Origin of the sequence: Nostoc sp. FACHB-888 (genome assembly GCF_014696655.1) — a bacterium.
Classification (GTDB): domain Bacteria; phylum Cyanobacteriota; class Cyanobacteriia; order Cyanobacteriales; family Nostocaceae; genus Nostoc.
The window spans coordinates 41,679-55,721 of record NZ_JACJQM010000036.1; the positions used below are offsets into that span (position 1 = coordinate 41,679).

General features: G+C 42.2%; 12 protein-coding genes. 8 read left to right on the plus strand and 4 right to left on the minus strand.

The window, feature by feature from the left end:
- Window positions 1-218: 218 nt before the first annotated feature.
- The 3 genes from H6G26_RS21430 to H6G26_RS21440 all read left to right on the plus strand — a co-directional run bounded on the left by H6G26_RS21430 (window position 219) and on the right by H6G26_RS21440 (window position 4,675).
- Window positions 219-1,289, plus strand: a complete 1,071-nt coding sequence (locus tag H6G26_RS21430; RefSeq protein WP_190731173.1) for an LOG family protein — start codon at window positions 219-221, stop codon at window positions 1,287-1,289.
- A 444-nt stretch (window positions 1,290-1,733) separates the two neighbouring features.
- Complete coding sequence (locus H6G26_RS21435; protein WP_190731174.1) at window positions 1,734-3,056, plus strand: D-alanyl-D-alanine carboxypeptidase; 1,323 nt, start codon at window positions 1,734-1,736, stop codon at window positions 3,054-3,056.
- A gap of 401 nt (window positions 3,057-3,457) precedes the next feature.
- The gene (locus tag H6G26_RS21440) at window positions 3,458-4,675 is read left to right on the plus strand and encodes an HhoA/HhoB/HtrA family serine endopeptidase (RefSeq protein WP_190731175.1); all 1,218 of its coding nucleotides are present in this window, start codon (window positions 3,458-3,460) and stop codon (window positions 4,673-4,675) included.
- A gap of 232 nt (window positions 4,676-4,907) precedes the next feature.
- Here H6G26_RS21440 and H6G26_RS21445 read toward each other — a convergent pair whose 3' ends face one another.
- Window positions 4,908-6,560: a DUF655 domain-containing protein gene (locus H6G26_RS21445; RefSeq protein ID WP_347242488.1), complete on the minus strand. Its 1,653-nt coding sequence runs from the start codon at window positions 6,558-6,560 to the stop codon at window positions 4,908-4,910.
- A gap of 217 nt (window positions 6,561-6,777) precedes the next feature.
- Here H6G26_RS21445 and H6G26_RS21450 point away from each other — a divergent pair, with 217 nt between their 5' ends.
- From H6G26_RS21450 to H6G26_RS21465, 4 genes are all read left to right on the plus strand, one after another.
- Window positions 6,778-7,947, plus strand: coding sequence for a cysteine desulfurase family protein (locus H6G26_RS21450; RefSeq protein WP_190731196.1), 1,170 nt, complete (start codon window positions 6,778-6,780; stop codon window positions 7,945-7,947).
- 27 nt (window positions 7,948-7,974) lie between these two features.
- Entirely contained in the window at window positions 7,975-8,526 is a 552-nt protein-coding gene (locus H6G26_RS21455; RefSeq protein ID WP_190731176.1) for a 2'-5' RNA ligase family protein, read from the plus strand.
- Between the two features lie 108 nt (window positions 8,527-8,634).
- A complete protein-coding gene (locus H6G26_RS21460; protein ID WP_190731177.1) occupies window positions 8,635-8,889 on the plus strand; it encodes a DUF4212 domain-containing protein in 255 nt (84 codons plus the stop codon).
- Between the two features lie 9 nt (window positions 8,890-8,898).
- Window positions 8,899-10,554: a sodium:solute symporter family protein gene (locus H6G26_RS21465; RefSeq protein WP_190731178.1), complete on the plus strand. Its 1,656-nt coding sequence runs from the start codon at window positions 8,899-8,901 to the stop codon at window positions 10,552-10,554.
- A 124-nt stretch (window positions 10,555-10,678) separates the two neighbouring features.
- On the opposite strand, the gene H6G26_RS21470 is transcribed toward H6G26_RS21465, so the two are convergent.
- A complete protein-coding gene (locus H6G26_RS21470; RefSeq protein ID WP_190731179.1) occupies window positions 10,679-11,521 on the minus strand; it encodes a tetratricopeptide repeat protein in 843 nt (280 codons plus the stop codon).
- Window positions 11,522-11,847: 326 nt separating this feature from the next.
- Window positions 11,848-12,768: a ribonuclease D gene (locus tag H6G26_RS21475; RefSeq protein ID WP_190731180.1), complete on the minus strand. Its 921-nt coding sequence runs from the start codon at window positions 12,766-12,768 to the stop codon at window positions 11,848-11,850.
- Between the two features lie 465 nt (window positions 12,769-13,233).
- On the opposite strand from H6G26_RS21475, the gene H6G26_RS21480 reads away from it, so the two are divergent.
- Complete coding sequence (locus H6G26_RS21480; RefSeq protein WP_190731181.1) at window positions 13,234-13,689, plus strand: BON domain-containing protein; 456 nt, start codon at window positions 13,234-13,236, stop codon at window positions 13,687-13,689.
- A gap of 209 nt (window positions 13,690-13,898) precedes the next feature.
- Here H6G26_RS21480 and H6G26_RS43860 read toward each other — a convergent pair whose 3' ends face one another.
- Window positions 13,899-14,024 carry a hypothetical protein gene (locus H6G26_RS43860; RefSeq protein WP_277883914.1) on the minus strand — a complete coding sequence of 42 codons (126 nt, stop codon included), beginning with the start codon at window positions 14,022-14,024 and terminating at the stop codon, window positions 13,899-13,901.
- Between the last annotated feature and the right edge of the window lie 19 nt (window positions 14,025-14,043).

Sequence of the window (14,043 nt, forward strand, 5' to 3'; positions counted from 1 at the left end):
CGAACACGACTTTCCGACTTCTGAACACGAACTTCCGAGTTCCGAACACCAACTTTTGAGTTCCGATCTCAAAAGATGGGGATCTGAGCTTAAGCAGTGATGAATACTAGCTCGAAGCCCGCTCTGAGTATGTTAACTGTACATAAGATGCCTATATCCCGCTTGCTAGAGTGTGAGTAGTTCACGTAAAATATAGTGCCATTGTTGCAGCAGTTCTCATGACCTCATCTGCGTCTTTTGACACATTAGAGTCTTTACAGGCGGATATCGCTGAATTGATCGTTCGCTTACCGACATTAAAAAATCGGCAATTTATTCAGCAAGCACTTGCTACTATTCTTCGTCTAGCTGATACCGAAATTGAACGTCTCGATTGGAAAATCTTGTCGGCTGCATTAGTAGATATGGAGAGGGGTTTCCAGCTATTTTATGATTACCGACACGTTCGCAAAGTCACCATCTTCGGTTCTGCTCGTTTAGCGCCAGATACACCAGATTACCAAATGGCTCTTAAGTTTGCTCGCGCTGTTTCTCAATTAGGATTTATGGTGATGACAGGCGGTGGCGGTGGAATCATGCAAGCGGGTCAGGAAGGGGCTGGGCGAGAAAATTCTTTTGGATTAAACATTCAGTTACCCTTTGAGCAAGAAGCGAACCCGTTTATAGAAGGTGATCCTAAGCTAGTTCACTTCAAATATTTCTTTACCCGCAAGCTGTTTCTCCTCAAAGAAAGTGATGCTGTAGCCTTGTTTCCTGGAGGTTTTGGCACTCAAGATGAAGCTTTTGAATGTATGACATTAAGCCAGACTGGTAAATTTGGGCCAGTACCTGTAGTTTTAATTGATCACCCTGGTGGCGATTATTGGCGATCTTGGAGCGAATATATTGATAAGCAACTAGTGCAAAATGGTCTTGTCAGTCCTGAAGACCCCAACCTTTATACGGTGACGGATAACGTGGATGTGGCTTGTGATGCTATTACCCGTTTTTACCAGGTTTATCACTCCTGCCGATATGTAAGCAATAAATTAGTCATCCGTCTGAAGACAGATATATCAGATACTCAGGTAGAGCAACTCAATGCTAATTTCAGCGACATTATTATTCAAGGGCGGATTGAAAAAAGTCAGGCATTACCCCAAGAAGCACAAGATGAAACTGTTGGACTACCCCGGCTGATTTTGTGTTTTAATCAACGTGACTTGGGGCGCTTGTATCAGATGATTGCCACAATCAACCAGATGGGTACGCCTTCACCAGAAGATGCAGCGCATCCAGAAAGAAAGTAGGCCTTAACTAATTCATAATTCGTAATTCGTAATTACGTTCGCGGACTCCTTCTCTTTGAGACGCTAAGAGCGAACGCGCTACGCTAAAGTAATTTTTGGGTTTGAGTCCCATACTAAATTCTAAAATTGCTGCTCTATAATTAGTCGGGGTATGAATCCTTAATTAATTCAATTACGAATTACGAATTACAAACTATTTTGATTTTTATTGCGAATTGCGTTAGCGGAGCGGGGCGTTAGCCCATTGCGAATTGCGAATTTAATTTATGCGGCTATCTTCATGATCAATGGGCACTTTGACATTGTCAAAGGAGCCGTGAAAACAATATTATTCACCCTACTTACAGATTAGAAAAACAGCAGTTATTATGACTCAATACTGATTCTTGTAAAAAAGCTTGTATATTAGCACAGTAAACTCAAATCCTAACAGAGGAATAAAAAATGCTGGAATTATTGGGTTCAGGTTTAGTGTCGCTCTGGCTAGAGATGGCCGGGGTACAAATCAAACCTCTAGATGCCTTAGATGCTTTGACTTGGCAAAGTAGCCCTGGCTTGGTTCTTGCCCCTGATCCCAATCCAGCTGGGGCGACTACGGTGCAGCAATATCTGAAACAGTTAGTAACATCGAAACTAATAGCCCAAAATCTGGCTGAGAGTCAGGGGATTTGGATGCAGTCGGGGCCGATGCTAATGGCAAATCACCAAGGTACAACTCCTCTGCCGGCTGCCTCTTTAACCAAAATTGCCACTTCACTAGTTGCTTTGAAGACTTGGGGACCAGACTTCCAATTTGATACCTTAGTCAGTGCTACTGGGCGAGTAGTAAATGGGGTTGTGCAGGGCGATTTGGTGATTACTGGTGGTGGTGATCCTTTGTTTGTTTGGGAAGAAGCGATCGCTCTTGGCAATACTCTCAATAAAATGGGCATCAAGCAGGTAAAGGGAAATTTGATCATTACTGGCAATTTTGCCATGAATTTCCAACGTCAGCCGATGCTGGCGGGTCTGATGCTCAAGCAAACACTAAATCGTGCTACTTGGGGCCGTCCCGCTATTTATATACACTCAATCATGCCCAAGGGAACGCCCAAGCCTGAAGTTGTGATTGCGGGTGCTGTGAAAGTTGAAGCGCAACCAAATCCTCGACAAACTTTGTTACTGCGTCATCGCTCACTGCCCTTGAAGCAATTAATCAAAGAAATGAATGTTTACAGTAACAACGAGATGGCAGAGATGCTGGCAGACTCAGTGGGAGGAGCCACTGTAGTGCAGTCAACTGCTGCTAACCTTGCTAGGGTGCCACAAGTAGAAATTCAGTTAATCAATGGTTCTGGATTGGGACCGGAAAATCGTATTTCTCCCAGAGCTGCTTGTGCGATGTTGATGGCTATTCAAAAAGAAGCAGCTGCCCATCAATTGAATCTGGCTGACTTGTTCCCCATGTCTGGATTTGATCAGCGGGGGACACTACACTCCAGACACATTCCGGCCGCAACTGTAATCAAAACTGGTACTCTTCGGGATGTGAGCGCTTTAGCTGGAGTGATGCCCACACGCGATCGCGGTTTGGTTTGGTTTGCTATTATCAACCGTGGGACAAATGTCTGGGGTTTGCGGACTGGACAAGACCAACTACTGCAAAATGTTGTAAAACAATTACAACTACCTTTGACTGTTCCTGTTAATCTCACTCCCCACTCAGCCATCAACTCTTTACCCCAGCTAGGCGCAGCCACTCGAAATGAAATTTTATTCAAAAGTTAGTTCATCGTCTAGAGTCACATCTGACAAGGTTTTGAACTAAAAGTAAGTATGGGTGTCTACGATCTCTTACCTCCTTTTGATGTGTGTCACTACCTCGAAGGGTCTAGTACAGCACGGCGTAAATAAGCAGACCATTGAAAAGTCCTAAAGAGCTTATTCAATAAACCTTTTGACTTTTTATTTTTGACTTCCGCCTTACGGTACTAGTATTATTTAGAAATCCAAAAGTTTTATTAATGGGTAAAAACCGAACTTGTAAAGGGTAAATGTCCATAATAGCTTTTGGGTTAAATTTTCAATTAAGTTGATTACAAGTAGTTCGCAAAATGCCTCGCTTCCTGCTCCCCTGCCACTTCGGTCACGACTAAGCAACAATTAAGCTTATAAATTAGGTTGTGATTATGCGATTTCCGAAATCATCCCGGTCTATACGTCAACTCAGTAGTCATGTTTTAGCGATCGCGCTAGGAGTTTTGCTAACCGTTAGCACATTGCAGGTTTTGCCCTCCCAAGCCGAACCCGCACCCACAGTAACTGCTGGAGATACTTCGCAACTGATTGCCCAACGGCAATCACCAGCCACTGCTGCGATCGGTAGCAGTAGCTTTGTCACAACAGCAGTAAATCGTGTTGGTTCAGCAGTTGTTCGGATTGATACTGAGCGCACAATTACTCGTCGCGTTGATCCATTTATGGAAGACCCCTTTTTCCGTCGGTTTTTTGGTGACGGTTTCTCTCAACAGATGCCTCCTGAGCAGCAGTTACGCGGTGTAGGCTCAGGTTTTATTCTTGACAAGAGTGGGTTAGTTCTGACTAATGCTCATGTGGTCGATAAAGCTGATAAAGTAACAGTCCGGCTCAAAGATGGTCGCACCTTTGAAGGGAAAGTTCAAGGTATTGATGAAGTTACAGATTTGGCAGTAGTCAAAATTAATGCTGGTAACGATTTGCCAGTAGCGCCCTTGGGTTCTTCCAGTAATGTCCAAGTAGGAGACTGGGCGATCGCAGTTGGTAATCCTTTGGGATTTGATAACACCGTTACCTTGGGAATTGTCAGTACTCTCAAACGTTCCAGCGCCCAAGTCGGCATTAACGACAAACGCTTGGATTTCATTCAGACAGACGCTGCCATTAACCCTGGTAACTCTGGTGGGCCGCTATTAAATGGCCAAGGTGAAGTGATTGGCATTAACACAGCCATTCGTCCTGACGCGATGGGTATTGGGTTTGCCATTCCTATTGATAAAGCTAAAGCGATCGCAGCCCAACTACAACGTGATGGCAAAGTTGCTCACCCTTATTTAGGTGTGCAAATGCTAACTTTAACACCCGAACTTGCCAAGCAAAATAACACCGATCCCAACTCTCCTATTCAGATACCAGAAATTAATGGTGTTTTTGTAATGCGAGTTGTCCCCAATTCTCCAGCTGCATCTGCCGGTATCCGACGCGGAGATGTAATTCTTCAAATTGATGGTAAACCAATTACCAGCGCTGAACAATTGCAGAATTTAGTGGAAGACAGCCGCCTTGGTCAAGTATTACAGGTGAAAGTGCAACGGGGTAATCAGACACAGCAGCTTTCAGTCCGTACTGCTGAGCTGCAAAATGCTTCGTAGGGGCAATACAGCAGTTTTTTTGCATGAGGTACAAAGTCACTGGTTTTGAGGCAGAAGGCAGGAGGCAGGAGGCAGGAGGAAGAATAATTTGATTTGTGAATCCTTGGTTCTGTACCTCATTTAGTTACAAAGTGCTGTATAGCCGATTTTAATAGTGTGGAATAGTAGCGGCACCATTGGTGTCAACTTAAGCTTAGGTTTTACCTTAAGTTGACATCAATGTGCCGTACCCCTACCAAATCAGGCGATATCTACGAAGGGCCGCGCCTATGCGCCATTTCTCTACAGTTTTAGCGCTAACTCCTGGAACTCTTTCCAAGTCTTGTAAAGATGTAAATTTTTGCTGTTGACGGCTAATAATTATCCGTTGTGCTAACTTCTTACCCACACCAGGGAGAGTTGCTAATTCTTCTAGACTTGCAATGTTGATATTTATTTGTTTAATTTCTTGTAGTTCAGTTGATGAAGAACTTTTGATTTGGGGACAGCGTATTTGTTCTAATTTAATTTTTTCTTGAATTCCTGGTGGTAAACCGGGTTTAACTTTGGTATAAAGACGAGCAAATTCGCGCACATAATGGGCAGCAACTATAGGATTTTCAATCACTACAAGTGTCTCATCGTTACTGTTATTGGCAGCATCTGACCAATTATGAGAACCTGTAATTACTGTTTGGCTATCAATAACACCAAATTTGTGATGTAATAAATCACCTTTGGGTAAAACAGGTACGCCTACAGTAGTAATTGGATTTTGCCAAGGATGGTTATCAACTTCATATTTACATTTGTTACTAAGAGCAACCCCCATCATATCCAATGCCTCGCTATAAGGACGATAGGCAAATTGTGGTTCAATTAAAGCGCGAATTTGTACACTTTGTTGATGGCGATTTTCTAAGATATTGCCAAGGCGCTGTTCGGAAAAGACAAATAACGCCATATCAATAGATTTGGTTGCTGAATCTAAAGTTTTGCCAATCAAACCATTACTACTGTTACTCCAGGGTTGAGTTGGGGAAGTAGGCGAAAATTGCACAGTAATTTGGGTGTTACCTAAAGTTATTTGTTTAGGTAAACGCATTGGTTTGTGTATACCAAATTGACTATCTGGCTTACCTCCTGCCCCATCTCCCCACATGAAGTTAAACTCTTCTGTAAATAAAGATGCTAATTCCGAACTGTCAATCTGCAATAAGTTATTAGCATTGCCTAAACTGCTGGAATTTGTGTAATCACCATAAGTATCACTCAAAGTAAAATTGGCAGAAGTTATAATTACGATGCGATTATCCACAATCACAAATTTGTGGTGCATCAAACTACTACCCGCAGAACCATCTGCTTGATCATCTATCCAAGGAATTTTGGCATTCTGCAAAATTATCAAAGCATCTCTTTGATTTATTTCTGTTGGACTAAGTTGATTATCTTGGTTAATATCGATAAATTTGCGAACTTCGTTGTAGCGTTCCTGCTCCCTTTTATCTAACTTACCTACTTCAGCAGATGTTAAGCTACTCCAAGGTCGGCTATAGGTATTTTCTAAAATTATCCTGATTTTTACCCCAGCTTTTTGTTTATCAACCAGTGCTTGGGCAACTTTGGGTAAACGTAATTCTTGCACCGCCACATCTACTGTAGATTTAGCTTGAGAGATAGCATCGACAATCTGTTTTTCTAAATCATCCCCAAGTCGAGTTTGCTGACGGTAAAGTTCTTTGTATTCTGAAGACTCAGAATGGTTAAAGTAAACTTGAACTAACGGATCTTGTGGTAAAGCTGCTGGACGCTGATTGAAAGATTGCGCTCGTTGACAAGCAGCAAGGGGAAACATCAGTAAAAAGATATATAAAAAATACCTTCGTCTAGATAAAAGTTGCACTGTAATCTGTTAAAAGTGGATTGTGAGGGGACATATTTATCATTCCCAAAATTTGGTCTTCTGAATTAAGTAGAAAAATAACTTTCTAAGTAAAGGGAAAAATCCACTGCTAAAGGCAGAATTACAGAGATTTTTTCAGGATTTGTCCACTCAAACTGGATATGCTGACAAGATCGGCAGCCTACTACCAACGTGTGTTCTCACCATTATCGGTTATATGCAAATTTATCTAGATTACAGCGCTACGACTCCAACTCGAAAAGAAGCGATCGCAGTTATGCAAACAGTCCTTACCCAAGAGTGGGGCAATCCTTCCAGCTTACATGAGTGGGGACAACGGGCTGCAACGGTTGTGGAACAAGCCAGAGTCCAAGTTGCTGGATTAATTAATGCTGTCGATCCAGCATCAATAATTTTTACCTCTGGTGGTACAGAAGCAAATAATCTAGCGATTATGGGTATGGCTCGGTTGTATGCTGTTCCTCAACATATAATTATCTCCACAGTGGAGCATTCAGCAATTTCTGAAACAGTAAGGTTGCTAGAAATGTGGGGTTGGGAAGTTACACGCCTATGTGTAGATGTTAAAGGCAGAGTTAACCCCTTAGATTTGAAAGCAGCATTGCGACATAATACAGTTTTGGTTTCTATAATTTACGGTCAAAGTGAAGTTGGAACTGTGCAACCGATCGCAGAACTAGGTAAGATTGTGCGATCGCATGGTGCTTTGTTCCACACAGATGCAGTGCAAGCTGCGGGACGTTTACCCATAGATGTGCAACAACTCCCCGTAAACTTACTTAGCCTTTCGAGTCATAAAATATATGGGCCTCAAGGTGTAGGGGCACTGTATGTGCGTCCTGGTGTGGAATTGATGCCTTTACTGGCTGGTGGTGGGCAAGAAATGGGACTGCGTTCTGGTACGCAAGCAGTACCTGTAATTGCTGGCTTTGGTATAGCAGCAGAATTAGCAGCGCAAGAATTGGCTACAGAAACACCACGATTGATTGAGTTACGCGATCGCGCTTTTGCCCAATTAGCTGAAATTCCTGGTTTAATCCCTACAGGACATCCCTGCGATCGTTTACCTCACCATATCAGTATGTGCTTAGAAAACGCTGATGGAGAAAAATTGAGTGGTAAAACCTTGGTACGACAATTGAACCTTGCAGGTATCGGCATTAGTGCTGGTGCTGCCTGTCACAGTGGCAAACTTAGCCCTAGCCCGATACTGTTAGCAATGGGCTATTCCGAAAAAGCTGCCTTGGGGGGAATTCGCATCACATTGGGGCGTGATACGACGCAAGCTGATGTGGATTGGACGGTAATGGTGTTGAAGCAAGTTTTGCAGAGGCTGACACCGCCTTTATCTTTAGTTAAGCGTTAAATCAATTGGGAAGCACTTTAATAATAGATGAGCCGTTTTTTTGTCGCCCTTTTACCACCACAAGACATTCAAGACTACGCCAACCAGATTAAGCAGCACTTTGCCGATTGCTATGCTAGTAGCGGGGCGCTAAAATCTCCGCCTCATATTACCCTGCAACCACCCTTTGAATGGGCAGATGCTAACTTGCCACTGCTAGAAGCATCTTTAAAGGAATTTGCTAGTGGACAACAGCCAGTAGCAATAACACTCAGGGGGTTTGATGCCTTTGCGCCTCGTGTCATATACATTAATGTGGTTATAAGTCAAGAACTTTTGACTTTGCAAGCTGATTTAATGGCTTATACAGAAAACAACTTGGGAATCGTTGACAAGGTTTCTAAAACTCGCCCTTTTGCACCCCACATGACGGTTGCATTTCGAGATTTAACAAAACAGAACTTTAAAGCTGCTTGGCCAGAGTTTGAAAAGCGCCAGTTGGATTTTGAGTTTACTGCCGACAAATTAACACTACTGCTTCACCACGGTAAGCGCTGGAATATTAAATCAGAGTTTGGTTTTTTGCTTACTGAGCAATAAGTAAATATTGATTACTAAATAACTTAAAAATTAATACATTCATTAGGCAGGATATTAACGGCTTACTGATATTATTTTGATGCACTAACGCAATGATAATAAACCACAATGGATGAGAATCAGCGCCGTGCTTATTGGCGTGCTAATACTGCTTTAATTCGTAATCTTTTAATTGTCTGGGCATTGGTTTCCCTCGTTTTTAGTATTTTATTGGTTCAACCTTTGAATGCGATACGGTTTTTTGGCGTACCCTTTGGCTTTTGGATGGCGCAGCAAGGATCAATCCTGGTATTTGTGGCCTTAATTTTCATTTATGCCTTTCAAATGGACAAGCTAGACCAAAAATACAATCTCAAAAAGTGAGGAAAAACCATGTCAGTTGAAATTTGGACTATTGTATTGGTTGGACTTTCTTTTCTTGCCTACATTTATATAGGTTGGCAATCACGAGTCGAAAATAGTAAAGACTTTTTTATAGCAGGTCAAGGAATACCTTCAATTGCGAATGGTGCGGCTACTGCCGCCGACTGGATGTCCGCAGCCTCGTTTATTTCAATGGCGGGGCTGATTTCTTTTTTGGGCTATGACGGTTCTATTTATTTAATGGGCTGGACTGGCGGCTATGTACTGCTAGCATTATTACTGGCTCCCTACTTACGGAAATTTGGTAAGTATACAGTGCCAGATTTTGTAGGCGATCGCTACTACTCTAATATCGCTCGTTTGGTCGCAGTAGTGGCAGCCATTTTCGTTTCCCTCACCTATGTTGCTGGACAAATGCGGGGCGTGGGCATTGTTTTTAGCCGCTTTCTACAAGTTGATATCAATACAGGCGTGATCATCGGTATGGTGATCGTCGGCTTTTTCTCTGTGTTAGGGGGGATGAAAGGCATTACCTGGACACAAGTAGCACAGTACTGTGTGTTGATTTTTGCCTACCTGATTCCAGCAATCGCGATCGCCTGGTTTCTCACTGGTAACCCTGTTCCCCAATTAGCATTTACCTTCAGTGATATTGCAGACAAACTTAATAAAATCCAAGTTGACCTGGGTTTTAAGCAATATACTGAGCCATTTGTGAACAAGTCGATGCTAGATGTGCTGTTCACCACCATTGCTTTGATGGTAGGCACGGCTGGCTTACCCCATATTATTGTCCGGTTTTACACAGTAAAAAGTGTGCGTGCAGCCCGCTTTTCTGCTGGTTGGGCACTACTATTTATTGCCATTCTTTATACAACTGCTCCAGCCCTCTCCATGTTTGCCCGCTACAACCTGATCGATTCCCTGCACAATCATACGGTGGCAGAAGTACAGCAGCTAGACTGGGCGACTAAGTGGGAAAAAACTAAACTTTTGGGTTTTGATGACATAAATAAGGATGGGCGTCTCCAGTTAACTCCGAGCAAAGACACCAATGAAATAAACATTGACCGAGATATCATTGTGCTTTCCACCCCAGAGGTAGCTAACCTGCCTCCGTGGGTGATTGGCTTGGTAGCGGCTGGCGGTTTGGCAGCTGCCTTGTCTACGGCATCAGGTTTGTTGCTAGTAATTTCTAGTTCCATTGCTCACGATATTTACTACCGCATCATAGATTCATCAGCCTCAGAACAAAAACGGGTATTTGTCGGGCGGATCATGGTAGGTTTTTCCCTGGTCCTCGCCGGATATTTTGGGGTGAATCCGCCGGGATTTGTGAGTGAGGTGGTAGCTTTTGCCTTCGGTTTAGCCGCCGCTAGTTTCTTCCCGGTGATTTTTCTGGGAATTTTCGACAAGCGCACTAATTCTGAAGGTGCGATCGCCGGTATGGTGACGGGTTTAATTTTTACGATAATCTACATTATCGGCGTTAAGTTTGGAGGTATGCAACCCTGGTTTTTTGGGGTTTCTCCTGAAGGAATTGGTACTTTAGGTATGCTAATTAACTTTGCAGTTACCCTAGTAGTTTCTCGCCTAACGCCACCTCCTCCAGCAGAAATTCAAGCTATGGTAGAAGACCTCCGCAGCCCATTGATTGAAGAATAGGCAATAGGAAGCAGAGGGGCAGGGAGCAGGGGGCAAGGGAGAGAATTAAAATTACCTCTTTCCCCTCTGCTCCCTGCTCCCTGCTCCCATGCCTCTTCTCCCCCTGCTCCCTCACTCCTTCTACCTATTGCCCAAGTTCTTTGATGTTTTTCATCACTTGTTGGTATAAGTCATTGTTACCCTGAGTTTGAAAAATGCTTGCTGCTTGTTCCAAGTCTTTAAGCGCTCCCTGTTTATCTCCATTAGTGGCGCGAGCATTTCCCCGGTTATTATAGGCAGCAGCAAAGTTAGGGTTAAAGCGAATGGCTTGATTGTAATCTGCGATCGCACCCTGTCGATCTCCATTGGCAGCACGGGCATTCCCTCGGTTATTGTAAGCGATCGCATATTTGGGGTTGAGGAGAATTGCTTGGTCAAAATCATCTAGCGCCCCTCTTTTTTCTCCCAAGGTGGCGTGGGCATTTCCCCGGTTGTTGTAGGCTTCGGCATAGTTAGGATTAAGGCGAATCGCTTCACTGTAATCTTTAACTGCTTCTCTGTTATTTCCTAGTGAGGCGCGGGCATTTCCCCGGTTGTTGTAGGCTTCAGCGTTGTCAGGGTTGATGCGAAGGGCTTCATTGTAATCTGCGATCGCTTTTTCCTTATCTCCCAAATCAAAGTAGACTAATCCCCGTCCGTTGTAGGCAGCGCCATATTGAGAGTTTTGATCAATTGCCTTATCATAAGAAGCGATCGCAGCTTGCAAATCACCGTTTAAATGCTGATTCTTTCCCTGAAGATAAAATTCCCCACCAATAGAAGCTGTAGCTGAACGACGGCTAGGTGGAGTGACTTTTATTTCTGTTACCAAAACATTATCATTTTTACTGCAAGAAACACTGCTAATTGCAATCAATGTAGTAAAAATAGCTATGGTAAATAAAGTATTTACCCTTGTTCCCTTTTGCCTAAATAAACGCCGTCTCATAAGTTAATATAAACTGCCACAACGCCTGAATGAAATTAGTACCAAGCTGTAAATTTTAATTCTTTAACTCAATAATTCTTCTAACTTTTAATATAAGTGTAAAATTAATTGACTAATTTACCTGATATTCAATAGCTTTATTTAATAGTTATATATAGGGGCGTTCGCACAGCGTATCGCAGACAAGCCTCTTGTTCACGTTAGCATCACCATTGGCGCAGCCTCTCGTAGAGAAAGGAAGGCTTTACGCAGTGCGTCTACGATAATTTTGATAACTCAAATAAAATTGCTATATAAATTTTGGTATTTGTAACTATGTAAACAGTTTACTCATTCTGTGTCTCACTATCTTGAGTTTTGGAAGCTAGCCGCCAAGAGGTAGTTTTTTCAATATCTACAGAGAGTTGCTCCAAATTTTGCCCTAAATCTTTCTGGAGTTTTTGAGTTAGTGTGATGGGAAAATCTAAATTAATATCTTGGGTTTGTGCTAGCCTTGCCAATTCTGAAAAAGTAGCTTTGACTGTAGTACGCTCATAACTAGTCAGCTTGTGATCAGAAGTTTCAGATATATTCTGAGCTTGCATAGCTTTTTTCATCCGTTCTTGCAAATGCTCAAATTCGGAATTGATCAACTTCCATTGTTGCTCAAGTTGTGAGTACCTATTACTTAGTAAGATTAAGTCTTCCGTTGCAGGTTCGGGGCTGGCTTGGGCTTGTAAACCTAACAAATTTAAGTGGATTTGAGCAAGATAAATACAATCTAAGTAAGCATACTCTATTTGTTCTTCACTTAAGGGGCGTTTTCCCCAATTGCTGGTTTGTTCTTGTTTATCGACATTGTTAAAGCTACAAAGTGCCGTAGCTATGGTTTTGAGTTGGTAATTAGGTAATGGCAAGAGATAGTAGGGAATTTTTTTTGCCAGTTCCAAAGTACAAGTAATATTTTTAGCTTTCTTGTTACCGAGAAGTTTTATATCATAACTGGCGTTGTGAAAAACTTTTTCAATAGTAGGATTTATCATAATTCTTTCAATAAATTCAGCTATAATATTAGGCTGATCTAAGACATCTAAAAGGTAGACGCGATCGCCACTCATATCTTTGGGATCATCTAATACCTGAATTAGCGATAGTCTAGGATTACGACTTTTATAGTCAGCTACTTCTGTATCTATCCACAGCGTTTTAGCGTTGGTATATTCAGCAACAATGGCACTAATTTCGCGGGCGGAAGTAAGGTATGGCATTGGCTAATATTTCCTGATATTTAGGGCATTGTAAGAAAGCCATAGTTTTCTAAAGTAACATTTTGTTGGTAATTTTGCTGCCATAGTAATTGCCAAAATGCTGAAGTTTTGAGTTGGGTAGGCTTAAACATCGCCAAACTGACTTAAATTTGATAACATCGAGTCACCCCTGTGGGATGGCATAGTCTACCATTGAAAGAGCTACTCGGCATCTACATCATAGAGAGCTACAGGCTGTATGCAGAGCCATCCTAGTTAGCAGCCGTCAGGAAAATTGAATTGGCATTTCTTAAAACTGGCAGCAAAACCTTAGCTTCAAGAAATCGTCCAAGTTTCAATTTTTAGTAACCTAAGCGATTGCTTGGGCACTTTTGCTACTTCACATTTAATTGGTTTTTAACATCTGCTCCTCACCATGACACACACTTCAATTAATCGCTTCAAATACTCAATTCGGAGAAGATAATGAAAAAGCTAATTCCATTACTAGTTAGTAGCATTTTGGTAATTGGTGCTTTTGGCTGTCAAGAGGCTCCTAAAACTGGTTCCGAAACTCCTAGCACTACAAATGAAGCCGCTCAAGTACCAGCAAAACCAGCTTCTCAGATAAATCAAACTGCTAAAATTCCAGGAAAAGAAACAACTCCTTTAGCAGCTAGCACAGATACTAAAGTTAAAATCAGTTCTGAAAAAACGGCAGCAACAAAAGCTAAAAGCGACTTAAAAACTGAAGTTAGCGAAAAATTGAATAAAGGCTTACCAGGTAATAAGTTAGTAGTTGAAAACCAAGAGGATGAAATTATCCTCAAAGGCACAGCAACTTCTACTGAAGAACTCCAAAAAGCTGAAACCTTGGTTAAAGAAGTTCAAGGTGTGAAAACGGTAAAGGTGGAAGCAAAAGTTGAAGCTATGAAGCCATAAAAGAATAACTGAAGTTCTCAGTTAACATCGGTATAAAAGCTAAACAGGGACTTACATTTGTGTAAGCCCTGTTTTTTTGCCTAAATAAGCGTGAGTTCATTAGTAAGCTGTTACGCATTTAACTTGAACATTCACATGAAGGCTGATGACTGATAACGGTTAACCGTCAACAGTTAACACTTAACGATCGTAAAGAGTGTTTATAGAACTTAGGCGCGAATGATTTGATTTAGTTGCTTTTGAGCGCCTGTAATGAAATCTCGTGCTTGTCCTAACTCTATTGTGTCTTCTCTGAACGATGATTCTCCTACCTTCTCTGCGGTAGCCTGCGGCAAGCCGCTACACGTCTACAAT

What these genes read in the sequence shown, in the direction of transcription:
- H6G26_RS21430 (WP_190731173.1), top strand. Translation starts at nt 219, where the DNA reads ATGACCTCATCTGCGTCTTTTGACACATTAGAGTCTTTACAGGCGGAT.
- H6G26_RS21450 (WP_190731196.1), top strand. Translation starts at nt 6,778, where the DNA reads ATGCAAATTTATCTAGATTACAGCGCTACGACTCCAACTCGAAAAGAA.
- H6G26_RS21440 (WP_190731175.1), top strand. Translation starts at nt 3,458, where the DNA reads ATGCGATTTCCGAAATCATCCCGGTCTATACGTCAACTCAGTAGTCAT.
- H6G26_RS21480 (WP_190731181.1), top strand. Translation starts at nt 13,234, where the DNA reads ATGAAAAAGCTAATTCCATTACTAGTTAGTAGCATTTTGGTAATTGGT.
- H6G26_RS21435 (WP_190731174.1), top strand. Translation starts at nt 1,734, where the DNA reads ATGCTGGAATTATTGGGTTCAGGTTTAGTGTCGCTCTGGCTAGAGATG.
- H6G26_RS21465 (WP_190731178.1), top strand. Translation starts at nt 8,899, where the DNA reads ATGTCAGTTGAAATTTGGACTATTGTATTGGTTGGACTTTCTTTTCTT.
- H6G26_RS21475 (WP_190731180.1), bottom strand. Translation starts at nt 12,768, where the DNA reads ATGCCATACCTTACTTCCGCCCGCGAAATTAGTGCCATTGTTGCTGAA.
- H6G26_RS21460 (WP_190731177.1), top strand. Translation starts at nt 8,635, where the DNA reads ATGGATGAGAATCAGCGCCGTGCTTATTGGCGTGCTAATACTGCTTTA.
- H6G26_RS21455 (WP_190731176.1), top strand. Translation starts at nt 7,975, where the DNA reads ATGAGCCGTTTTTTTGTCGCCCTTTTACCACCACAAGACATTCAAGAC.
- H6G26_RS21470 (WP_190731179.1), bottom strand. Translation starts at nt 11,521, where the DNA reads ATGAGACGGCGTTTATTTAGGCAAAAGGGAACAAGGGTAAATACTTTA.